The sequence below is a fragment of the Archangium violaceum genome (genome assembly GCF_016887565.1).
GTDB classification, from domain to species: domain Bacteria; phylum Myxococcota; class Myxococcia; order Myxococcales; family Myxococcaceae; genus Archangium; species Archangium violaceum_B.
In genome coordinates this window covers 11,123,438-11,145,844 of the sequence record NZ_CP069396.1, presented here as the reverse complement: position 1 = coordinate 11,145,844, position 22,407 = coordinate 11,123,438, and the positions used below count along the sequence as shown (strand labels likewise).

Genomic DNA, 22,407 nt, shown 5'->3' with positions numbered 1-22,407 from the left:
CCCGCATGCAACTCGCGGCCCTCCCGGCCCATTTTTCTCATTTTGTTTCACTCTGAGTCGTGTGGGCATATAGCAATTAAGTTGAATTCCTGGCATAAGTGGCGCCGTCGTTTCCCCCCGCTGCGCCCCCCCGGAGGTTCCCGTGCGATTCGCACGCTGCTTCCTCGCTCCCCTGGTCACCACCGCCCTGCTGGGCTCCACCGCCGCCCTGGCGGATGGCGAGGTGTGTGCCCCGGTGTCCAAGGTCCCCCTCGAGCGCCACCTGCGCCAACTCTCCCTGGATCTGCTCGGTCGTCCACCCACCTATGAGGAGTACCAGGCCGCTCGGGCCAAGGGTGAGGTGACGGTCGAGGATGTCCGTGCCCTCATGCAGAAGGAGGAGTTCTACTCCCGCGTCCGCGCCTATCACCGCGCGCTGCTGTGGAGCAACGTGAGCTCCAGCGTCAACAACAACGGCAACTCGCGCCTGTCCGGCGTGGGCTCCACCACGGACGCGTACTCGCTGCGTGGCAACAGCAGCCGCCAGCTGCGCGGCGCCAACGGCCAGGGCTGTGACAACTTCATCCCCCAGGACTCGTGCAACAGCCCGCGGCAGGATCCGCATGCCGAGCCCACCACCGCCAAGACGTGCTACGACACGCGCGGCGTGCCGCTGCCGGTGAGCTGGGACTACGACACCACCTACTACCGCTGCGACCGGCTGGACCAGAACCCCACCGACGCCACCATCACCTCGTGTGAGCTGGCGGTGTCCAAGGGGCGCATCCCCGCCAAGTACCTCTACTTCTGCGACATGCGGCGCCAGTCCAACGGCACGCTGCTGCCGCACCTGTGCCTGCCGGATCCGGCCAAGACCAACGCGGCCGCGCTCTCGGAGGAGGTGCTGGACACGGACGGCTCGGGCCGCGTGGTCTCCTTCAAGCACCCCAGCCCCACGTCCTCCACGCCCCTGACGCGGCTCGACCGGTGCTCGGTGGACCTGGTCCTGAGGAAGGACGGCAGGGGCTTCCCCATCAACGGCTCCTACGTGCCGCAGAATGGCTGCATCCAGCGCGAGGGCTACGTGGCTCGGCCCGCGCCCTACTGGAGCACCACCGGCGCGGAGGTGCGGGTGTGCGCCATCGAGGCGCAGACGCGCGTGTCCAACCCGTGGACGATGGAGTCCTGCACCACCACCCGCTTCAACAACGACCGCAGCTGCGGCTGTGGTGATCGCATGGAGCGCTGCGAGGTGGCCGACGCCACCGCCAACGTCCACAAGCTGCGCGTGGATTCCATCAACGCCGAGCCCGAGCTCATCGCCGACTCGGTGGTGCGCCGCGACGAGCCCTACTTCAACATCCTCACCACGCCGCGCTCGTTCCTCAACGGCCCGCTCTCCGAGCTCTACCGCAACCCGCAGGAGGGCCTGGGGGTGCTGAGCATCAGCGCGCCGACGGCCGCCGAGGCGCTGCCCGTGGTGCCCTTCGCGGAGACGGCCACCTGGAAGGAGTACGTGCGCGGTCCCGAGCACTCCGGCGTGCTCACCACGCCCTCCTTCCTCTACCGCTTCCCCACCCAGCGCGCCCGCGTCAACCAGTTCTACGCGGCCTTCCTGTGCAAGTCGTTCGCCCCTCCGGACAACGCGCGCCAGCCGGCCGCCGAGGACGCGTGCAACCGGGAGAACAACCTGGCCAAGCGCTGCGGCTGCAACTACTGCCACGCCACCATCGAGCCCACCGGCGCCCACTGGGGCCGCTACGCCGAGCGCGGCGCCCTCTTCCTCGACCCGTCCCACTTCCCCCGGTTCGATCCCAAGTGCCGTGACTGCGCGCTGTCGGGCAACACCACCTGCAACAACGAGTGCGGCCAGTACGTCATGCAGGCCTACGACGGCGACGGCGCCAGCTCGCTGGGCATGCTCAAGACGTACCTCTACCGCACCGCGGACGAGGAGCAGAACATCGACGGCGGCCCGCAGCTGCTGGTGCAGCGCATGCTGCAGACAGGTGAGCTGGAGCGCTGCACGGTGCGGCGCGTCTGGCAGGAGTTCCTCGGCCGGCCCATGTCCGCCGAGGAGAAGCGCCTCTACCTGGAGCCGCTCGCCGAGGACTTCGCGCGAGACGGCCACCGCTTCAAGGCGCTCATCGAGCGCCTGGTGATGACCGACGCCTACCGGAGGATCGACTGATGCGCCGCCTGCTCATCTTCGCGCTCGTCGCGCTCGGCGCCGCCGGGTGTGAGAAGACCCCGTCCACTCCTCCCCCGGAGGAGGGACAGATGCTGCCCGTGACCAACCCGCATGCGGAGTCCGTGACGCCGCTGCCGGATCCGGAGCTGCAGGACGGCCGGGTGGGGCGCTCGCCCCGCCGCGTCACCGTCAACCAGCTGGCCCGCTCCATCGAAGTGGCCGTGGGCCGGCCATGGGCCGGGCTCGAGGGCCTGGCCACCTCGCTGGGACGGCCGGACTACGCGCTCATCAACCAGGAGAGCACCGAGCCCAACCTCGTCTTCGCCAAGTTCCTCGAGGACGGGGCGCGCGAGGTGTGCATGACCCAGGCGGCGGCCGAGGTGAAGCTGACCGACCCGGCGCAACGCGTGCTCAGCCGCACGCTGCCCACCGGGGCGGTGGCCGACCTGCGCAAGCTGTCGGACACGCAGGTGCGTGACCTGCTCGGCTACCTGTCCACCCGCTTCTGGGGCGCGCCGCTCCAGGGCGAGGAGCTGACGCGCTGGGTGGGCTTCTTCACCCAGGCGGCCACGCGCGCCGAGACCATCCAGAAGCGAGACCAGGCGCTGGCGGCGGTGTGTATCGCGCTGATGACGGACTCGCGCTTCCTCACCTACTGAAGGCACGGGGAGATGCATCCATGAAGAAGAACCCAGAGACCTCTACCGGCCGCCGTACCTTCCTGAAGGCCGCCGCCGGCTTCATGGGCGCCACCGTCTTCGGTGGCCTGCCCTTCCGCTCCTTCGCCCAGGCCTCGGCCCTGGCGCCCGCGGACCGCTGCTTCGTCTTCGTCTACTTCTCGGGAGGGTGGGATCAGCTGCTCGCCTTCGACCCGAGGGACCCGGACGTCTTCACCGTCGACCGGATCGCCGAGACGCGCATCCAGCCGGGCTACAACCTCTTCACCGACGCGCGCTTCCCGGACCGGCCCGTCGTGCCGTCCACGCGGGCGGGCGCGGCGCCCTCCAACATCACCTTCGGTCCGGCGGTGGGCGACAGGCTCGCCGCGCACTACGACCTGATGGCGGTGGTGCGGGGCATCAACATGACGACGCTCGCGCATGAAGAGGGCATGCGCTACTTCATCACCGGCAAGCGCCCCATTGGCGCGGCGGCGCGCGGCTCGTCCACGGCCACCGAGGTGGTGGGGCAGATGATGCCGAGGGTGCCCATCCCCTCCATCGCCTACAACGTCGAGACGTACAACGACAACTACCCGGGCAACGCCAACGCGCTGAAGGTGAGCCAGTCGAGGGACCTGCTGCTCACGCTGGCGGCCAGCACGCGGCAGCTGGACAGCGAGCTGGAGAAGCAGCTGGTGGACTTCCGCGGCCAGCCCATCTCCTGCGAGGAGGCGGCGTACGGCGCCGGTGGCGTGGGCTCCACGTACTCGACGAGCCGGGACCAGATGCGGCAGGTGCTGTCGGGCCGGCTGGACAACGCGTTCCGCTTCGAGCTGGCGGAGAACGCGGAGGTGCGCTCCTTCTACGGTCTGCCCACCTCGGGGCCCTACGACAACGCGGCGGGACGCGCGGCGCTGGTGGCCACGGCGCTCAAGAAGGGCATCAGCCAGTGCGTGTCCATCAACCTGGCCGGTGGCCTGGACACGCACTTCGGCACGCAGACGACGCACGCCATCAACCAGCGCGCGGGCTTCGACGCCCTGGGCGCGCTGGTGGACGACCTGCGCAGGACGGCGCACCCGGGAGGGGGCAACTTCATGGACCACACCACCATCCTGGTGTTCTCCGAGTTCGCCCGCACGCCGACCATCAACTCCACGAGCGGGCGCGACCACCACCTGACGAACAGCTGCCTGCTGATGGGCGCCGGGCTGAAGCACAACCTGACGTTCGGCAAGAGCGGTGACATCGGCATGGCGCCGGCCGTGGTGGACCTGGCCACGGGCCAGTCGGACCCGACCAACGGGACGAGCATCCTCCCCGAGCACATCATCGCGACGGTGCTGGCGTCGGCCAAGCTGGACTACAGCATCACGCGCGTCGAACCCCTCAAAGCCCTGTTGGCGTAATGAACACTCGAGCTTCGTACCGTATCGGCTCCCTCTCCCCCTGGGAGAGGGTTGGGGTGAGGGTCTACCCCTTCCTGCTCGCGGGCCTGCTGGCGGCCTGCGAGCCCTCGCTCCCCCAGGACACCCCCAAGCCGGAGGCCTTCCAGCCGGCGCGGGTGACGGCCCAGGCGGAGGTGGCGCCCTCGCCGGGTTTCGCGGACCAGACGGGCGGCGGCATCTTCGTGACGGCGGCCGGCGAGCTCGTCCGCCTGCGGCTGGACGGGACGAAGGCTCCCTTGGAGAACCACCCGGGCAATCCGATCACGCCGGGACGCGGCCGCGCCGTCTTCCGGATGGGGCCGGGCTCCGCGCTGGTGGAGGCGGACAACGGTCTCTTCATGGCGCAGTCGGGGTGGATCATCGCCCCGCCCTGGAGGGATGCGCTGAGCCTGGGGCTGAGCGCGTCGGTGGTGACGCCGGACGGCGCGGCGTGGCTGGCGCATGCCTCGGGCCTCTTCCAGCTGCGTGACGGGGCGCTGTCCCAGCTCAAGGTGGATGGCCAGCCGCTGGTGGGCATCAGCTCGCTGGTGGTGGCACCGGCCGAGCGCGTGTCGCCGGCGCTGTGGTTCATCCGCGAGGACAAGCTGTGGAACGCCATCCAGACGGCGGCGGGGGCGTGGCAGGTGCGCCAGGCCCAGGTGTCGCTGCACAAGGGCGAGACCCTGGTGGGACTGGCGGGGCTGGGGGAGTCGGAGAAGGGGGCGGGGGAGGCGTGGCTGCTGACGTCGGAGCGGCTGCTGCGCAACGCGGCGGACGGGTGGCGCGAGGTGGCGCTGGAGGAGACGCCAGAGCAGGTGGTGGCCGCGGGGCGCTTCCTCTGGGTGAAGACGGGTGACGGGCTCTTCCTGTACGACGCGGACAAGGACGCGTGGGGCCAGGCCTCGGGCGTGGACACGGGCAGCCTGCGCCTGCTGACGGCGGACGAGAGCGGCTGTGTCTGGGCGCAGCTGGGCACCGAGACGGTGGCGCTCAGCCGCGGCCCGGTGCCGCGCGTGCTGGGCCTGCACGAGGGCATGCGGGTGGTGGAGGACTCGCTGGTGGTGCGCGCGCGCGTGGCGCCGGGCAATGCGCCGGAGAGCGTCACCTTCCAGGTGGCGGGCGTGGACGTGCCGGTGAGCGGACCGGCCTTCAGCCTCGGCGGGGTGGAGGCGGACGGGACACCCAAGGCCTACTCCTTCGATGGACTGGGACCGGGCGTGCACACGCTGAGCGCCGTGGCGCGCTACGCGGACGGCACCGAGGCCCGGCGCGCCGTCTCCTTCTCGTACCAGCCCGTCTCCTCGTCGGTGCTCGGCTGGAACAAGGACATCCGCCCCATCCACGTGGCGCGGTGCGCGAAGTGCCACGACTCGGGACCGGGCCGGCAGCTGTCCACGTATCAGCAGTGGAAGGACAACCTGCCGCTCATCATCGCGGCGGTGAGGGATCAGCGCATGCCCGCTGACGGTCCGTTGGATCCACAGCTCATCTCCGTCATCCAGCGCTGGGCGACTGCTGGCGCCAATCCTTGAGGCATTCCCCCATGAATCGAGTCTTCCGCGCGTCGCTGGCCTTCGCGCTCCTGGGCACGGGCTGCAACCTGGAGGAGGGGCCGACCGAGCTGCCTCCCTCGGTGAATCCCTGCTCGGGGCTGCCGCCCCTCACCCTCACCGCGAGCCCCGACCGGGTGCACGTGAATGAGCCCGTCACCCTGACGGCCGCGGGAGGCAGCGGCTACTACAGCTTCCGCGTGGAGTCCGGGGGCTCGTCGGGAGAGATGCGCGGGTCGCGCTTCGTCGCCGGCTCCACGCCCGCGACGGACACGCTGGTGGTGGAGGACATCCGCTGCCCGGGTGACGCGCGGGCGCAGGTGAACGTGGTGACGGGCTTCGACGTGGCGCCCGCGCGGGCCACGGTGAAGCCGGGCACGACCTTCCAGGTGCAGGTGTCGGGGCAGCTGGGCACGCCCGTCTTCACGCTGGAGCGCAACGCGACGGGCAGCAGCACGCTGTCGTCCACGGGCACGTACAAGGCGGGCACGGCGCAGGGCGTGGACCTGGTGCGCGTGCGGGATGGCCGCACGGGCGAGGAGGCCGTCCTCCAGTTCGAGGTGCGCGCGGACGCGCAGCTGCGCGGAGACCCGGCGCTGATGGCGGTGCCGGCGGGCTCGTCGGCGCCGCTGGGGACGGTGGGCGGCAGTGACCGGGTGGTCTGGACCAAGGTGTCCGGCCCGGGGAAGATCGCCCATGGCGCCTTCTCGGCCGAGGCCGATGCGAAGGGCCTGGCGGTGCTGGAGGCGGCGGATCCCTTCACCGGCCAGAAGGCGCGCGTCTCCGTGCGCATCCTGGACGAGCTCAAGCGCGACACCCAGGCGCACGGACGGCTCTCGGACGTGGCCTCGGTGGTGACGGCGGACTTCGACGGGGATGGGATTTCGGACGTGGCGGTGGGGCAGGCGGAGAGCGACCTGGCCAGGCCCCAGGGCGGCGCGGTGTTCATCTACAAGGGCAGCCGGGATGGCGTGCTGCCCGACAAGCCCACGTGGACCCTGACGGGTGAGACGGACACGGCCCGCTTCGGCGAGACGGTGGTGGCCGGGGACCTGGACAACGACGGCAGGGCGGAGTTGGCGGTGTCGTCGCCGGGCGCGGACTTCACCGCGGGCGACGCGGGCGCGGTGTACCTGTACCGCTTCGGCGCCAATGGGCCGGAGCCCCTGCGCGCGCCGCTCGCCGGCTTGGGGCGCAGTGGCTCCTTCGGCGCGGGTCTGGCGCTCGCGGACGTGGACGTGGACGGGGACGTGGACCTGGTGGTGGGCTCGCCCACGGGCGACCTGTCCGGCTCGGTGACGCTGCGCCGGGGCGTGGTGGACATCTACCTGCTCACCCCGGGCGAGGCGGTGCCGGAGCTGCCGAGCCTCCGCCTGGGCGGACTGGACCTGAGCAAGACGGGCACCACCGAGTCGCGTGGCAACACGGAGCTGGGCCGCGTGCTGAAGGTGGCGGACCTCAACGGCGACGGGCTGCCGGACGTGGCGGCGCTGAGCAGGGCGTCGCGCTACAACGCGGATGGCACCTCCGCGATGGTGCAGGCCGTGTCCGTGTACTTCGCGCGGGCCTCGGGCACGCGCTTCCGCGAGTCGCCGGACGTGTACGTGATGCCCACCGTCGCGAATGATACCAATGGCGAGGGCACCTGGAAGCTGGACGTCGTGCCGGGCGAGGGGACGCGGCCCACGCTGCTGATGGCGCTGGCGGATCGCGTGGACTCGCCGGACCTGAGGACCAGCGGTGGCCAGGTCAACATGAACGACGCGGGCGGAGCGCTGCTCTTCGACGTGAGCGCGTACAAGCCCATGGGCGAGCCCGCGGCCACGCCCGCGCAGGTGAAGCGCGACGAGGCCTGGGCCCGGCTGTACGGCGACGCGGCCGGCATCAACGCGGGGCGGAGCTGGGCGGTGCTGGACGTGGACGGGACTCCCGGTCCGGAGCTGCTGCTGGGCGCGCCCTACGCGAGCCCGGGCTCGGGGAGCACCACGCTGCGCCTGGGCGGCAAGGTGCTCGTCTATCCGCTGTCCACGCTGAGCCGCGGTGCCGCGCTCAACAAGTCGAGCTCCTTCCTGCCGGGACTGGCGAAGTCGGACGTCTTCGGCGTGGGGCTGGCGACGTGGCCGCTGCCGGAGGGGCGGTCCGGGCTGGTGGCCTTCGCGGGCCGCGCCTCCGCGCCCGGGCTGGGCTTCACCGGGCGGGTGGATGCCTTCCTCAAGACGGGCGACTCGCTCGCGCAGTGGTCGCGCTCGGTCTCCATGGTGCCGGCGCGGCCGAGCGTGGAGCGCTTCGGTGAAGTGGTGGCGGTGGCCCGGGGCACGACGGCCGCGGTGGCGCTGGTGGGCTCGCCGGGCTTCTCCGGCTCGGGTGGGGCCAACGCGGATGGCGCCGAGCTGTCCATCGGCCGCGCCTGGTCCTTCGGCCAGGACGGGAAGTTCGCGCTGGCGGGCGAGGGGAGCATCTCGTCGCTGGCCCCCGGGCGCAACGTGGGCACGGACGTGGCCTTCACGGACTTCAACGGCGATGGGCGCCAGGACGCGGTGATCGGCGCGCCGGGCTTCATCATGCCGGGCACCTCCACGCGGGCCACCGACATCACCCCCGTGTACCAGTTGGAGCGGCCCGAGTGCCTCCCCACCGCGAGCGTGCAGTACGGTGGCGTGCTGGTGTCGCTGGGCCAGGCGGATGGAACCTTCAAGCCCGCCTACCGGCTGTGGGCGCCGGGCACCATCGAGGGGTGCACGGCCGTGGGCAACACCGGCAACTGCACGCGCCGGAGCATGGGGCGCGGGGTGTTGGGCGGCTTCGACTTCAACGGGGATGGCAAGCAGGACATCGCGATGCTGCGCACCAACGGCATCGACATCCTGCCGGGCCGCGCTCCGGACGACGTCTCGCCGGGCAAGCTGACCATGGGGTGCGATCCGCTCTACACGGCGCCCACGCTCATCCTCCCGGGCAACCCCGGGCAGCCGCCCTCGCTGGTGCAGCAGACGTCGGCGCCGGCGGTGCTGGGAGACCTGAACGCGGATGGCTGCGACGAGGTGGCGTGGCGTTACACGGACAACGCCCAGCGCGGCGGCGTGGTGGTGGCGTTCGGTTACGACCCGGCCGGGGTGAAGTGTGGCACGCGCAAGGTGCCCTCCACGGTGCGGCTGGCGGCGGACTCGGAAGTGGGCATGAACTTCATCGGCCTGGGCGTGGCGACGACGCGCGCGGGCCGCGTGCTGGGCAAGACGGGCGCGGACTACCTGGCGGTGAGCGCGGCGAACGTGACGTACGACGGCGTGACGCAGCCCGCGGTGCTGCTGTTCGACATCGCGCAGCTGGTGAGCCGCCGGCCGGCCTCGGGTGAGACGGTGGTGGGCGCCATGGACAGCGCGCTGATTCCCAAGGTGCTGGTGCACCGCTCGCGCGCGGTGGGCTTCGGCACGGCGCTGGCCGGTGGGGTGGACCTGACGGGCGACGGCGCGCCGGAGCTGGTGGTGAGCGCACCGGGCGCGTCGGTGGCCTCGGACGGCGGCGGCGCGGTGTTCGTCTACGCGGGCGGGCCCACGACCACGGGCCCGGTCTCGCCGCTGCTGACGCTGACGGGCGACGTGACGGAGCGCTCCAACTTCGGGAGCGATCTGGCGCTGGTGGCGGGGAGCGGAAGCATCCCGCCCACCCTCGTCGTCGGCGCGCCGCTCAGCTACCGCACGGGCACGCAGAACGGCACGGCCTACCTGGTGCCGCTCGGCTTCTAGACCCTCCAGCCGAGTACAATTGAACGCAACCCCGGCACGCCTTCCTGGAGGGCTTCTCCCTTCCAGTGCGTGGTGCCACACGCCACGGCGTGCGACGCGATACGAGAGAGCCTGGAGCGTCGCGCGCGCGAGGTGCTGAGCTTCCTGACATAGACACTCGCCGCCGAGGCTCGTCCCCGCGTCAGGGGCAACCGTTACAGCCGGGAGTGCAGGGGGGAATGGGCCAAAGTCTGGGCCGCACGTCCAGGTCGAGCTGTAACAGACACTCGGATACGGGCACTCGCAGTTCGAGCGGCAACCAGGCCTGCAGGAGCCGCCATCACAAATCTCTCCCGCGACAGTGGCAGTCGGCTTTGCATTCAGGCCAAGGACCGAAGTCCAACAGGCATTGATGGGTGGTCGAGTCGCATTAGTCCCCTGGCCCGCAGTCGCCGTGGGGGTCGTTTAGTGGCTTCAAGTCGGCCATGGGGCCAGCGGGCAAAGGCAAGGAGTGGCATCACCTGGTTGAGCAGACCAAAGGGAACGTCAAGCGATTTGGAGGCGAGGCTATACACAACACCGAGAATGTCATTGCTCTAGACAAGCCGCTGCATGACGAGGTGAGCGCCTTCTATTCGTCCATCCAGTGGACCGCCACCAAGTCCTCACGCCTGACGGTGAGGCAATGGCTCAGCACTCAATCCTACGAGGCGCAGCGAGATTTTGCCTTGCTTGCAATTGAGAACATCAAGAATGGGGGGTGGTAATGGATCTGGGCAGCATCGTGGAGGACTTCGCCCAAAATGTAGCGGCGCAGACTGAGGCGATCATGCGCGGCGACCGTAAGGGCGGGAACAAGTATGCGAAGCGATACATAGCTGCCTACAAGAAGCTACGCGACCAGGGCGAGGCTGGGAGGGATGCGCTCGCGGGACTGTTAGCGCATCCGCGCATGGATGTTCGAGTCAACGCGGCGGCCTGTTTGCTCAGTGATAGACCCGAGCAGGCAAAGCCCGTCCTCGAGGAAGCGGCCAAGGGGAAAGGCATGGTTCCTTTCTTGGCGTCTCGCGTTCTGAAGTATTGGGGCGAGGGCACTTGGAAATTGGATGTTGATTAGGTGCCGCGCAAGACGGGAGATGTGGCCTGTGTTTGGTTGGATCTCCCGCACCTTTACTTGGTTTTCATCTCATGGCTTTTTGACGGCCTGCCTTGCCATTTCGAGCTTGGCTGCGTCGCGCTCAGTCATCACGGTTCCAGCGTCCTTTAACAGCGGGTTTTCAAATGCCACGGCTCAAGCCAAGGCACGACGGCTTGAATAAACTCCTGTTTGATTTCCCCCATTGTTGGCGCGAATTTGTTTCAACCTGTCTTCCAGTGCGGCGATTTTATCTTCGTTGCTCATGTGTGGTCTCTGTGATGGATGCCGTTGATCAGCGAAAAGCCCAAGTCTTATCGAGGCTTCCTGCAAGGCGGACAATTTCGGCCAATTGACTCAAGCGCGGTCGCGCGTAATCCACCCCGAAGTCACTAAGTTTGTAGAAGTGTTCGTATTCTTCTGGTTCGCCGCCGTTTTCGGGTGGGATGAAGTCAGAGTCTTGATCGATGAAGCCTTGTCCTGCTTTTCGCGTCCATGCGTTCCACCCGACCAAAGAGCCGCCAGGACAAAGTTCTGCTAGCACGTCCTGTTTGTTGGTGTGTTCCATGGAAGTAACAGCGCTCCTATTAGTGCATTGAAAGTTGTGCAGTTCGTCGTAGCCCAGGGCTCCAGGGAACCAAGGACCGAAACGAAGGCGATCCGGGAGAGCCACAGGGCGCGGCAGCCGAAGCTCGGGCCGGTGGAGGCCACCAGGACGCGGCAATAGTAGGCTAAGGCATTGGCGCCAGAAGACAGCCGGAGGGCCCGGAAGGCTCGCCGCTCTAGCCCGGCGAGGGGTCCAAGGGGACCAAAAAAGGACCAAATCGAACGGACGCGCATGGACTCGCCCGGACAGATGGGCGCCCCATTTTCAGAGGGAAAACGGGGGGTGTGCCTCTGTTCTCGAGTGGAGGCGGATCCGGCCTTGGCGGCTTCGATTCCCGCCGCCTCCACATTTTCAGGCCGTGATCACGGCTGGTTAGCAGCACCTTCCAGCCGTATTGCGTCTATGTCGCGTGCCGGCGCAAAGGGCGCGTCGAGCACCGCGACAGGTGTGCCTTGAGGGCATCCACCACGGACGCAGGCAGCTCGACCGCCCGCTCACGCCCGCCCTTCGGCAAGCCCTCCACCCCGCGCCAGATAGTCCGGCGAACGTGGAGGGTGCTCCGCTGCCAGTCCAGGTCGGTCCCACTGGAGCCCGATTAGCTCCCCCAGCCGCAGCCCCGCCTTGAGCGCGACGAGCAGCACGGGACGCCACTCCAGGTCAGCGGCGGCGACAAGCCGCTCGGCTTCGTCGAAGTTCAGGAAGTCGAAGGCAGCCTTCGGCACCTTCCCGAAGAGCTTCACGCGCGGGGCCTGCGGGATGACCCGCTGGGTGTAGCCCCCAGAGTGCACACGCAATCCGGGCTCGTACCGAGCTGATTCGCCCGCTCACTCCCACAGAAAGCAAAGGGCCGAGTCCCCGTAGGAACCCGGCCCGCGCAGGTGGTCAACGATACGTTCGCCTGCTCTTACTTGCGGATGCAGCCAGTTTTATTGGTGATTGCGGATGGACAGGTGACCTGCTTGAAGCTCACGCTAGGATTATCCGCGTTCAGGAACCAATCGAATCGCCACTGACAGCCCGGCCTCAATTGAGTCGGCAGCGTGTCGCACTGAGCGCGAGTGCTGACGCCGCCGTATCTGGCACCCCAACCATCGGCTGGAGCACCCCACTGACTCTGACAGGCGTTGAAAATGCCAACACCCCCGCCAGGAATTAGCAGGTCGAAACGGTTCTCACCCAAATTCCCTCCCGTATTGACCACCTGAACCACCATCTTCTTGCCATTCACGGGCCCGCTGGTGAATGTCAATTCATAACAGGCGCAGCTCCAAGTGGCTTCTGACCCGCCGAGCACATGCGCCGCGACAAACCCATACGACAAAATTGAATTCACAGCCCACGGCTGATTGTTGTTGCACGCGAAGGCAGTACCACCATTCGCACCGCTTTGCACATCCGGACCGAGCACGGTGACGCCATCCTTGGCGCAAGCTTTAACCGGACTGGTAACTGAGGCTTTCCCAGTCCACGCAGCGCTTGGTTTGGCACAATCCCAGTATCGGGTCGTTTTGCCCGTTTGTTGAGCCTCAGCCTCGTTGCCGATGCCGAGCAGGAGCGCGAACGCAGTCACTACAGCCAGCGCTTGTCGAAGGGAACCTCTGTGACGAGTATTTGTCATCGTCGCAGCGTGGCCGTGACAGCGCGCGAGTGTCAAGGAGCAACGCTGCCCCACGCTTCTCACTTCGTGCGTACCCGGCAATGCGCTGTTCGGCACGACCACCTCGCACCCGTTGAACCTACAGTAGGAGGGCGCTGGCATGCTGCCAGACCTCAACCGCCAGCCCAGATGACGAGAACGACCCGCGGCGCGTCTCGTACTTGCCCTCGCGCTCTGAATTGTCGGTCTTCACCTCCCCCGCCATGTTGCGTCCATGTCGCGTGAGCCTGCGGAACGGGCTGGAACAGGGCGGGACACCAGGGGACGCGGCGGGATATCGACTCCCACCGCCCGGCGCGGGTTCGATTCCCGCCGCTTCCACTGTTCATGCTCTGGGGGCTCTTCTGTAATCTCGGTTTGCGTTCCCGGCTCGCGGGGGCCATGGCCAAGAGGCTCCACACATGCGGCGCTGGGTCGTTCTTCTACTGGTCGCATCCCTCGCCGGGTGCAGCACCCCAACGAAGGTCGTCCGCCTCGACACAGGCCAAGGCAAGCTCAGGCGAAGCGCCAGTTCAAAGCCGCCAATGGAACACCCATTCGGTGGATCGTCGCTGAAGAGAAACTCGCGGGTGCACTCAGGAAGATGTTCAAGGAAGAGCGCCTCCCCATTGAGGTCGTCCATGTTTCTCCGACCCCACGAGGAGTAGCCGTTCAATGATAGAAACCTATTACGCGGGCTCCTATTGGCTCGCCCGGTCCGAATCCGCTGAGGCTTGTGCACGCCGCGCGGAGCGTTTCTTCCACCTCCTGGGGCGCTGCGACCCAGCGTGGAACCGCTGGTACCAGCCGGCAAACTCCTTCGAGGAGGCGCGCAAACGCCAGTTCACTCCAAACGCCGCGAGCTTCCAGAAACTGTTCGCACAGGAGGAACATCAGCGCGATGATGGCTTCAGGTTCCGGCTGTGGACGGGCGACAGCCAGGAGGAAACCTCCTCCGCTGGAGCGGCGTGCGGTTCAGTTGAAACCTTGCTTCCATCCAACTGCGTGCTCAAGCCCTTCGATGAAGGTCCTGTCGGGGAACGGGTGCTGACTGCTCCGGTCATGACCGAGGTATTGCGTGCCATGGCCCTGGCATGGGAGCCGGAGTGGGGAGTGGTCACCTCTCATCAATACGACGACCTCGTTTCAGAGCAGGTCATACCTGCAGGTACCTCGGTGGGCTGGGTGATGTACTTCTCGCGGCTGCGAGGCACCGTGCCCCCTCTGCCTGCCCCCGTGCGCATCGAGCCTGTGGAGGACAAGGGCACCCTCGTCATCCTCACTCCCGAGCGGTTCACTGCCTTCAACCCGGAGCACGTCGCGCTGGCCGCTCGCGTCCACGAGTTGCTGGACCGGGCCGGGTTGCTGCGGCCATTGCAGCCCTGGCCGGCAGGTTGACTGCATGGCCGTAGGTTGCTCCCGCGCACGACACGGGCTCGGGCGGGCTGGCGCAAAGGCCTGACCCTCAGTGCGCCAGGGACACGGGTGGCTCGGAGATTCCCTCGAGCACCCGCCCGGCGAGCGTCTGATCCTCCATCTCCATGGCGAGGTCCCCCAGGGAGACGATGCCGACGAGCCGCTCGCGCTCGTCCACGACGAGCAGGCGGCGCACCTGGAGCTCGCGCATCTGATGGGCGACGTCCTCGACGTCCTCGTCCACGGAGCACGTCTGCACGTTGCGCGTCATCACGTCCGCGACGGAGGCGTTCCGGGGGTTGAAGCCCAGGGCGAGGCCTCGCACGACGATGTCGCGGTCGGTGATGATGCCGACGACGCGCTCGCCGTCCAGGACGGGGAGGGAGCCCACGTTGAGCAGGCGCATCATCTCGGCGGCGGCCATCAGCGTCGTCTCCGGGTGGGCGGCGACGGCGTCCGGCGTCATCACGTCACGGATCTTCATGGGACGCACCTCGTGGCTGCGGGTTGGGAGTCATCGGAGGGAGGGTGTGTCCGCTCCGGCGCGTGTGCCGCGAATTCCCCGCCGCTGCCCACCTGCCCGCCCGCCCGTCCCCCGGGGGAGGGTCCGTCCTGTCCCGCAGGACATGCGCATCGTTGAGGGTATGAGGAGCGAAGCCATCGGATGGTTCAGCTCATTCGTGTTGGTGCTGACCATCGGGAATCAGGTGTACAAGCAGTGGAAGTCGGGCACGAGCAAGGGCGTGTCGAAGTGGCTCTTCGTGGGGCAGATCACCGCGTCCACGGGCTTCACCCTCTACAGCCTGATGGTCCACAACTGGGTGTTCGTGGTGACGAACGCGCTGATGTTGGTGAGCGCGATGGTGGGAATCATCATCGTGATGAAGCACCGGCGAGCGGAGCGGCAGGGCGAGAGCCAGAGCCAGGTGCCCTCCGGAGCGAGCCCCGCGAGGGCCTGAGGTGCCCCCCCCACCCCTCTCCCCCTGGGAGAGGGACGGGGTGAGGGGAGGTGCTTCCGTGGTTCAGCTCACGGGCCGCGGAGACATCTGGCGGGTGAGCTCCTCGGGAGACTTCAGCAGGGAGGCATGGTCGCCGTGGCGGACGCGCTCGTGCTCGTCGATGGGGGCGGAGAACGTCTTGGCGATCTTGTTGTAGGTGCCGAGGATGAGGATGGTGGGTGCCCACTGTCCGACGAAGTTCGCCCAGTTCTTGCGGCCGGTGACCATCAGCAGGGCGCTGGCGGCCATGCACCCGATGGCGACGCCGAGGAAGCCGATGGAGGGAATGCGCCGCGTCCGCAGCTCGACATTGGTGGTGACGACGTCTTCGTTCTTCATGGCAGGTGCCTCCGTTGTGAGCGGTACGGAGGGAAGGTGCGCACGGCGCGGGCCGTGAAGAGACATCGGGGCGAAGCCCTCCTGCCTGCTGTCCGAGCGGGCGCGGTGGCGGTGGGGTTGGCCGTGCGGGCGGGCCCACGCACATTGCCCGGGTCGATTTTCATGGAGGGGGGGAGGACGAGATGGCACGCAAGTCCGAGGTGGAGAAGCTACGCAGCCTGGCTCAGCTCGATGTGGACGCGGTGGGGGCGTACGACGCGGCGATTGCCCGGGTGAAGGAGCCGCTGGTGCGCGAGCGGCTGAACGAGTTCCGGGTGGACCATGTCCGCCACGTGCAGGACCTCAACGCCTTCATCCTCCGGTTCGGAGGCGAGGCGGTGGATCTGCGGCCGGATCTGAAGGGCGCGGCGATGAGGGGCCTGACGGCGATGTCGAGCCTGATGGGGACGGAGGCCGCGCTGGTGGCGATGCTCGGCAACGAGGAGTTCTCCAACCGGGCCTATGAGCTGGCGCTGAGCTTCGAGTGGAGCCCCGAGGTGCGCTCGCTCATCGAGAAGAACCGCCGTGACGAGGAGCGGCACATCACGTGGATCAAGGAAGCGGTGCGCAAGCGCCCGTGGGTGGCCGAAGGGATGGAAGTGCAGGCCTGATCAGTGGCCCGGTGGCTTCAAGTCGCTCGGCAGCCCCGGTCCCGTGGGGGGACGCTCCTGGGAGGTGGGAGGCTTCAGCTCCGCGGGGAGTCCCGTGGGGGGAGTCTCCCCGGGCTTGTCCGTCGGGGGGGGAGTGCCCGAGGGGCAAGCGCAGAGCAGGGACAGCGCGGCCAGGATGAGGATGGGACGCATCGTGGGCTCCTCGCTCAGTACTTGACCCAGATTTCGGTGCCGGGGTGGAGCTCCCGGAGCGTCTGGGTATTCGGCTCCTTTTCAATCAGTTGCAGGGTGGCCGGATTGGGGCTGTAGGCGGCGTTTCCCGACCAGACGATCTGTGCGTCGTTGAAGACGGAGAGATCGTGCACGTGCTGGTCCACGGTGTACTTGTTCCAGCCGGGCAGGCGCGCGGGGTAGAGGAAGACAGAGGGGGCGGGCTCCGCCGTGGGCGTGGTGCCCGCGTCCTCACCGTGGTTGTGCTCCGTGGTGGTGCCCACCCACTCGGTGGTCGACTCGGTGCCGTCCGCGGCCCGGCAGGATTGAATCGTCGGGAAGAACAACGGGGTGAAGGGCACGTTGGGCAGGGAGGCGCTCAGCGTGAACTTGTAGAGCTGGGTGTCGCCGGGCAGGACGTCTGCGGCGGCCTTCGTCCAGGTCACCGACGTCACCTTCCCCGCCGCGTCCTTCGCCACGACCGCCTTGCCAAACACCGAGTCCAGCGGGCGCACCGAGGTCACTCCCTCCGGGATGCGGATCTCCACGCGGTAGGTGTCCGCGCCATTGCAACCGTGACCGACCTTGAACGTGAGCTCCTGGCTCTTTCCCGCGAAGGCGGGGCCGGAGACCACCGAGATATGGGCATGGGCGGCCTGGCACAGCAGGACGACCGCGACGGCGAGAAGCGGGCTCGAGAGGGCCTTCATCCGTGTTCCTCCAGGGTTGGATGTCGGCCTGGCTTGTAGGCTGGATGTTCCCCACGAGGGGTGGGACATGTTGTCGCACCCCGGGGGCGTGGCCGCTGCTTCACCGGGGAGATGGCAGCGGGGCGAGCCCGGGCTGTCGGGCGGAGAACACGTGCCACTCGAGCCACTCGCCTCCGGTGAAGTGGTTGGGGACGTGGCAATGCACGAGGAAGCTTCCAGGCGCCCGCGGGAAGTCGCCGGGCTTGCCGAGGCGGAGGGTCTGTCCGCGCCCCGGGCTCAGGAGTCGGGGCGGTTCGCCGCCGCCCCGGCGCTCGTTGCCGCCGTGCAGGTGGTGGACATGGAACTCCGCGCTCCCCGCGTGCGCGATGCGCAGCCTGACGGGCTCGCCCAGGTACGAGCGGAGCGCCGGTGTCGCCAGGCCTCGGCGAGAGGCGGGGCGCTGCTCGTGCTCCTCCGGGAGGAGCTCCTCCCGATCGAACCGGGGCTCGCTGCGGTAGTTGACGCCGAATGCTCCGGTCCGGAAGGGACCCGCCATCTCGTCCAGCACGGGCAGTGGGGCGCCGCTCGCGGTGCGCACGTCGGCGGCCTCGGGAGGCCCCAGGGCATGGTAGAGGAGCACCAGCTCCCGGAAGTGCTCGCCCGTGGGGACGTCGATGAGGGCCTCCCACCCCGCGCCATGCCGCAGCGGCTCGCCGGTGGAGGCGTCGCTGTACACGGCACCGGCTGGCTCCAGGACGAGGGCCCCGAAGAGCCCACGCGCCTCCCGCGCTCCTCCCTCCTCCGAGTCGTGAAGGAGATAGGTGCCCTCCGCCTCCGCTGACTCGGGAAGGGAGAGGACATACGTGAGGCCCTGCCCTGGGGGGACGGCGGTGCCGGGGACGAAGCCACCCTCCGGGCCTCTTCCCCTCACGGTGGCTGGCAGGCCCTCGATGCGCAGCGCCGCGGGGCCCGTGGCCAGCCGGTTGGTGAAGTGAAGGAGGAGGCACTCTCCCAGGTTGGCGCGCAGCACGAGCGGCTGGATGGGCTCGCCGTGCAACCCGGGGGCGGTGCGCTCCGGCCAGGGTCGCCGCTCCTGCTCACGAACGGCCGGCAACCGCTCCTCCAGCACGTACATGAGGCCCTGGGGTTGATGGTCTCCGTGCGCATTGAGGGGAAGGTCGACGGAGATGGCCGCCACCGAGTACGTCCTCACGGGCGCTCCGGGGCGGCACGCTGCCTCGCGCTCCAGAGGAGAGGAGACGCGAGGTGCTGGAGGGCCTCCATCGGAGCTCCAGCCACAGAGGAGCCCCAGGAAGATGAGTGGCCCGAGCGCCGGAGTGGCCGCGCGTGCTTCGGAAGCGGCGGGCCTGGAGCGGCGGCGCAGTAGCAGCAGCGTCAGGGGAAGGACGGGGACCTGGAGCAGCAGCGCGTCCCGCATCCCCGTCCACGCCGTCGCCACCAGCGAGTCATTGGCTGGCTCCGGAGAGACGGCGGACACGTCCGCGTTGACCGTGGCGCAGAGGAAGCGGCCCTCGTCCTCCAGCGTCCGGGTCGTCGCCGAGACGGCCTGTCCCTCCGCGGCCTCGGACGAGGAAGGGCGCGCCTGCGAGCGCTGGACGAGGGCACGTCCGGCGGCCACGGGGAGCAGCAGCAGCAGGAAGCACAAGGACAGGGCGGCGGCGTCGCGTGGCTTCTCCGGACGCGTGCTCCACAGCGCCACCAGCCAGAGGGGGAAGAGGAGCATCGCGTCCCTGGCCAGACGGGGCGCCAGCGCGCTCGCCGGGACACCGAAGCCTCCCGAGAGCAGCTCCAGCAGGCACAGCTCCCAGCCCAGCATGCCGAGCGTGAGGAGCACCGCGAGCGCCAACCGTTGCCGCCATGCCTCCCTCATGCTCAACCCCCTCCCCGCAGGCCCATGAGGTAGCTGACGAGGTCCGCCATCTCCTGGAGCGACAGCGACTCTCCATACAGGGGCATGAGCGTGGGCCGCGCGCAGGGTTGCCGCTCGGCGCACTCCGGGGGGATGAAGGCGTTCGGGTCGAGCAGCGACTCGTAGGCGTACTGCGCCGCGCTCTTGCCCGCGACGCGGGTGGCGCCCACCCGGGCGAAGTCGCCGAGGAAGGGCGCGATGCGCGGGCCCTCGGGCCGTGCCAGGTCGCCATGGCAGGACGTGCAGGCGAGCCGTCCATGAAAGAGGGCCGAGCCCGCGGCCTCCCTGCCCGGCGGGAGCTGCTCCACGCGCAGGGGCCACCCGGCTTGTTCCCCGGATTCGCCAGGGCTCGAGGGGCGCTGAGTGAGGAGGAGGGCCTCGCGCCGCGTGTCACGCTCCCACTCCAACCGCACGGGCTCCTGGGTGGCGGGGACGTCGAAGCTCAACGTCACGGGCAGCAGCTCCGCGGGGCGCAGGGTGAAGACGCCACGGCCTCCCGCCGAGGGTTGCCACACCGTCCCTCGCGCCGCCTCCGCGAGGCGGAGCTCCCCGGGCTCGAAGTCCCGAGGCGTCCTCCCCGGGTTGAAGACGGTGACCTCGACGACCAGGCGGCGCTGCCCCGGTCCGGGTCCAGGTGCGCCCTCCGAGGTGGGCAGGCGCGCCGTGTCTCCATGGTCCGTCGGCTCGTGCATCCAGACGGCCCGCTCCAGCCGCAGCCGCAGTCCCCCCAACTCCACTTCCCGGCTCGGCTGGACGAGCCAGGCGCGCAGGACGAGCGTGCCTCCGGCGAGGGTGATCAGCAGCGCGAGCACCCCGCGAACCTGCTTCCAGGAAGGCGGAACCATGGTGACCCCGGAGCTCAAGGCCCGTCCGCGCCCGGCCCCGAGGCGGGAACGGTGAGCTGGACGGCGCCCGCCTTCTCGAAATGGAGGGTGAGGCGGATGCTCTCGGGCGAGCCCCGGACGGAGTACAGCATGAGGTGCTTGCCCCCCGGCTTCAGCTCGACACGGCCTCCCGCCGGCACGCCGAAGCCCTCGGGCCTCGGGAGCATCCGGAGGATCTCTCCCTCCGCGACCACCTCGTGCAACTCCACCCGCTCGGCGGAGGAGGCCTCGGCGGACACGAGCCGATCCTCCCCTCCGGCGGTATTCACCAGCGTGAAGTAGACGGCCCCGACCTGGGCGGGCGTCAGACGCGCGAGCGCCCCCTCCACCTGTATCCCGGGCACGGACGCGCGAGGCTCCCGCTCCGACAGGAGCCGCTCCACCCCCGCCCGGAGCTGCTCGGCCGGCACCGAATAGGGCAGGCGCTCGCGCAGCACGCCGCGCTTGTCGATGAGGAAGTAGGCCCCCGTGTGGTCCACGGTGTAGGGGATGTCTCCGGCGAACCGGTGCTCGCGGTAGCGCGTGGCGTCCGGATAACGGCGGGACGCCGTGACGCGATAGCCGGACAGCACCGCCGCGAGCGCGTCTCCTTCCAGGCGCAGGCCCGTGAAGCGCGGGTGGAAGGCATGCACGTACGTCTCGAGCCGCTCCGCGCTGTCGCGCTCCGGATCCACCGAGACGAACACCACCTCCACGTCCCGGGCGGCGGCGCCCAGCTGCTCGTAGACGCGGCGGAGCTGGGACAGGGTGGTGGGGCACACGTCCGGACAGGCCGTGTAGCCAAAGGAGAGGAGGACCACCTTTCCCCGCTGCTCGCTCAGCCGGAACCTCCCGCCCGAGGCCCGGGGCGCCTCCAGGGCCGGAGCGGGCTGCTCGGGGACAGCGGCCAGGCCCTCGGCCTTGTCACGCCGGCACCCGGCGGCGAGCAGCAGCACGGCCAGTACCAACAGCAGCCCTCGTGCTCCTCCACCCGCCATGTCTGGTCTCCCCTGCCACGCAGGTGGGGGCTGAGTTAAGGCGGGCGGGCCGCGGCGGCGAGACGCCCTGGAGGGTGTGTCACCTGTCGGATTCCACGCACGGGGAGCCTGGACTCCTCCGGGAGTGATGTGGGACCTTCGAGAGTGAATCCCCCCTGGGCGGCTCTGGAGGCCCCACCCGTGAGTGACACCCTGCCCGCGCTTCGCACCACACTGTCGGAGCTCGTCGCCCTGGACACGACGTCCTCTCGCCCCAACGCGCCGTTGGTGGACCTGGCCCAGGGTCGGCTGGTGGAGGCGGGCTTCCGGGTGGAGCGGCTGCACTACCGGGACGGGGCGGGGGTGGAAAAGGTGAACCTGGTGGCGGTGAAGGGCGGCGGGGGCGAGGAGCGGGCGGAGCTGGCGCTGGTGGGGCACACGGACTGTGTGCCGTACGACACGGCGTGGACGGACGCGCTGCGGCTGACGGAGCGCGACGGGCGGCTCTACGGCCGTGGCGCGTGCGACACCAAGGGCTTCATCGCCTGCGCGCTGCACGCGGTGACGCACTACACGGGGCCGCTGCGCGCCCCCCTCATGGTGCTGCTGACGGCCGACGAGGAGCTGGGCTGCGAGGGCGCCAAGCACCTGGTGGCGCTGGGCAAGGGCAGGGCACGGCACGCCATCGTGGGCGAGCCCACCTCGCTGGTGCCGGTGCGCGCGCACAAGGGCTACTGCCTGGCGGAGGTGGAGGTGCGGGGCAAGGAGGGGCACAGCGCGTACCCGGACGAGGGCGCCTCGGCCATCTTCCGCGCGGGGCGCTTCCTGCAGAAGCTGGAGACGCTGGCGCGCACGCGGCTGCGCGAGGAGCGCGACGATTCCTTCGAGCCTCCCTTCACCACGGTGAACGTGGGCGTCATCGGCGGAGGCAAGGCGGCCAACGTCATCGCCGGGGCGTGCCGCTTCGTCGTGGAGTGGCGCCCCATCCCCCGGCAGCCCAAGGAGCGGGTGCTGGAGCTGCTGGAGTCCATCCGCCAGGAGCTGGTGCGCGACGAGCCCGGCTACGAGGCGCGCATCCGGTTGCTGCGCTCGGAGCCGGCGGTGGACACGCGGGCGGACGCCGAGGTGGTGCGGGTGCTGGCGGAGCTGTCCGGCAACGCCCCCATCACCGTGCCCTTCGGCACCGAGGCCCCTCAGCTCACGGAGCTGGGCGCGGAGGCGGTGGTGTTCGGCCCGGGAGACATCCGCGTGGCCCACCAGACGGGGGAGTACGTCCCCGTGGAGGACCTGGTGCGGTGCGAGGCGTACCTCTCGCGGGCCATCGCGCGCTTCTGCGGCGCCCCTGGAGACTCCGGGCGCTGAGCGTCAAGACGCACCGGGTCATCCTCCGGTGCCTGCCAGGGGCCGGGGCGCGATCGGCGCGCCG

At 69.1% G+C, this 22,407-nt stretch carries 19 protein-coding genes and 3 pseudogenes; 12 read left to right on the top strand and 10 right to left on the bottom strand.

The window, feature by feature from the left end; all coding sequences use genetic code 11:
- Window positions 1–142: 142 nt before the first annotated feature.
- The 7 genes and pseudogenes from JRI60_RS44355 to JRI60_RS44325 all read left to right on the top strand — a co-directional run bounded on the left by JRI60_RS44355 (window position 143) and on the right by JRI60_RS44325 (window position 10,648).
- Window positions 143–2,170, top strand: a complete 2,028-nt coding sequence (locus tag JRI60_RS44355; RefSeq protein WP_239470084.1) for a DUF1585 domain-containing protein — start codon at window positions 143–145, stop codon at window positions 2,168–2,170.
- The gene (locus JRI60_RS44350; protein ID WP_204222103.1) at window positions 2,170–2,829 is read left to right on the top strand and encodes a hypothetical protein; all 660 of its coding nucleotides are present in this window, start codon (window positions 2,170–2,172) and stop codon (window positions 2,827–2,829) included. Before JRI60_RS44355 ends, JRI60_RS44350 begins: the two co-directional genes overlap by 1 nt.
- A 20-nt stretch (window positions 2,830–2,849) precedes the next feature.
- The gene (locus tag JRI60_RS44345; protein ID WP_204222102.1) at window positions 2,850–4,241 is read left to right on the top strand and encodes a DUF1501 domain-containing protein; all 1,392 of its coding nucleotides are present in this window, start codon (window positions 2,850–2,852) and stop codon (window positions 4,239–4,241) included.
- Between the two features lie 56 nt (window positions 4,242–4,297).
- Entirely contained in the window at window positions 4,298–5,791 is a 1,494-nt protein-coding gene (locus JRI60_RS54810) for a hypothetical protein (RefSeq protein WP_275439069.1), read from the top strand.
- Between the two features lie 11 nt (window positions 5,792–5,802).
- Window positions 5,803–9,552 (top strand): FG-GAP-like repeat-containing protein, encoded by a 3,750-nt coding sequence (locus tag JRI60_RS44335; protein WP_204222101.1) that lies wholly within the window; start codon window positions 5,803–5,805, stop codon window positions 9,550–9,552.
- Window positions 9,553–9,986: 434 nt separating this feature from the next.
- Window positions 9,987–10,298: pseudogene (locus JRI60_RS44330) on the top strand (AHH domain-containing protein); the annotation flags it as partial.
- Window positions 10,298–10,648: a DUF2019 domain-containing protein gene (locus JRI60_RS44325; protein WP_204222100.1), complete on the top strand. Its 351-nt coding sequence runs from the start codon at window positions 10,298–10,300 to the stop codon at window positions 10,646–10,648. The pseudogene JRI60_RS44330 and the gene JRI60_RS44325, both read left to right, overlap by 1 nt.
- A gap of 313 nt (window positions 10,649–10,961) precedes the next feature.
- Here the strand turns inward: JRI60_RS44325 and JRI60_RS44320 are convergent, their stop codons facing one another.
- The 3 genes and pseudogenes from JRI60_RS44320 to JRI60_RS44310 form a co-directional block, all read right to left on the bottom strand.
- Window positions 10,962–11,234: a hypothetical protein gene (locus JRI60_RS44320; RefSeq protein ID WP_204222099.1), complete on the bottom strand. Its 273-nt coding sequence runs from the start codon at window positions 11,232–11,234 to the stop codon at window positions 10,962–10,964.
- A 484-nt stretch (window positions 11,235–11,718) separates the two neighbouring features.
- Window positions 11,719–12,040, bottom strand: a pseudogene (locus tag JRI60_RS44315) (tyrosine-type recombinase/integrase); the annotation flags it as partial.
- A gap of 137 nt (window positions 12,041–12,177) precedes the next feature.
- Window positions 12,178–12,843: a hypothetical protein gene (locus JRI60_RS44310; protein WP_204222098.1), complete on the bottom strand. Its 666-nt coding sequence runs from the start codon at window positions 12,841–12,843 to the stop codon at window positions 12,178–12,180.
- Between the two features lie 583 nt (window positions 12,844–13,426).
- Between JRI60_RS44310 and JRI60_RS55230 the strand changes: the two are divergent.
- Window positions 13,427–13,588, top strand: a pseudogene (locus JRI60_RS55230) (AHH domain-containing protein); the annotation flags it as partial.
- Window positions 13,585–14,307 carry an immunity 52 family protein gene (locus tag JRI60_RS44305; RefSeq protein WP_204222097.1) on the top strand — a complete coding sequence of 241 codons (723 nt, stop codon included), beginning with the start codon at window positions 13,585–13,587 and terminating at the stop codon, window positions 14,305–14,307. The pseudogene JRI60_RS55230 and the gene JRI60_RS44305, both read left to right, overlap by 4 nt.
- A 67-nt stretch (window positions 14,308–14,374) precedes the next feature.
- Here JRI60_RS44305 and JRI60_RS44300 read toward each other — a convergent pair whose 3' ends face one another.
- Complete coding sequence (locus JRI60_RS44300; RefSeq protein WP_204222096.1) at window positions 14,375–14,809, bottom strand: CBS domain-containing protein; 435 nt, start codon at window positions 14,807–14,809, stop codon at window positions 14,375–14,377.
- A 160-nt stretch (window positions 14,810–14,969) separates the two neighbouring features.
- On the opposite strand from JRI60_RS44300, the gene JRI60_RS44295 reads away from it, so the two are divergent.
- The gene (locus JRI60_RS44295) at window positions 14,970–15,284 is read left to right on the top strand and encodes a hypothetical protein (protein ID WP_204222095.1); all 315 of its coding nucleotides are present in this window, start codon (window positions 14,970–14,972) and stop codon (window positions 15,282–15,284) included.
- A 63-nt stretch (window positions 15,285–15,347) separates the two neighbouring features.
- Here the strand turns inward: JRI60_RS44295 and JRI60_RS44290 are convergent, their stop codons facing one another.
- Window positions 15,348–15,662 carry a hypothetical protein gene (locus JRI60_RS44290; protein ID WP_204222094.1) on the bottom strand — a complete coding sequence of 105 codons (315 nt, stop codon included), beginning with the start codon at window positions 15,660–15,662 and terminating at the stop codon, window positions 15,348–15,350.
- A gap of 182 nt (window positions 15,663–15,844) precedes the next feature.
- On the opposite strand from JRI60_RS44290, the gene JRI60_RS44285 reads away from it, so the two are divergent.
- Window positions 15,845–16,312, top strand: coding sequence for a ferritin-like domain-containing protein (locus tag JRI60_RS44285; RefSeq protein ID WP_204222093.1), 468 nt, complete (start codon window positions 15,845–15,847; stop codon window positions 16,310–16,312).
- On the opposite strand, the gene JRI60_RS44280 is transcribed toward JRI60_RS44285, so the two are convergent.
- From JRI60_RS44280 to JRI60_RS44260, 5 genes are all read right to left on the bottom strand, one after another.
- Window positions 16,313–16,504 (bottom strand): hypothetical protein, encoded by a 192-nt coding sequence (locus JRI60_RS44280; RefSeq protein ID WP_204222092.1) that lies wholly within the window; start codon window positions 16,502–16,504, stop codon window positions 16,313–16,315. It abuts the gene before it with no gap.
- A gap of 14 nt (window positions 16,505–16,518) precedes the next feature.
- Window positions 16,519–17,232: a YcnI family protein gene (locus JRI60_RS44275; protein ID WP_204222091.1), complete on the bottom strand. Its 714-nt coding sequence runs from the start codon at window positions 17,230–17,232 to the stop codon at window positions 16,519–16,521.
- Between the two features lie 100 nt (window positions 17,233–17,332).
- Window positions 17,333–19,102, bottom strand: coding sequence for a cupredoxin (locus JRI60_RS44270; RefSeq protein ID WP_239470083.1), 1,770 nt, complete (start codon window positions 19,100–19,102; stop codon window positions 17,333–17,335).
- Between the two features lie 2 nt (window positions 19,103–19,104).
- On the bottom strand, window positions 19,105–19,986 hold the full coding sequence (locus JRI60_RS44265) for a c-type cytochrome (RefSeq protein WP_204222090.1): 882 nt from the start codon (window positions 19,984–19,986) through the stop codon (window positions 19,105–19,107).
- A gap of 14 nt (window positions 19,987–20,000) precedes the next feature.
- Window positions 20,001–21,002: an SCO family protein gene (locus tag JRI60_RS44260; protein ID WP_204222089.1), complete on the bottom strand. Its 1,002-nt coding sequence runs from the start codon at window positions 21,000–21,002 to the stop codon at window positions 20,001–20,003.
- Window positions 21,003–21,182: 180 nt separating this feature from the next.
- On the opposite strand from JRI60_RS44260, the gene argE reads away from it, so the two are divergent.
- On the top strand, window positions 21,183–22,343 hold the full coding sequence (gene argE, locus JRI60_RS44255; protein ID WP_204222088.1) for an acetylornithine deacetylase: 1,161 nt from the start codon (window positions 21,183–21,185) through the stop codon (window positions 22,341–22,343).
- The last annotated feature ends 64 nt before the right edge of the window (window positions 22,344–22,407 follow it).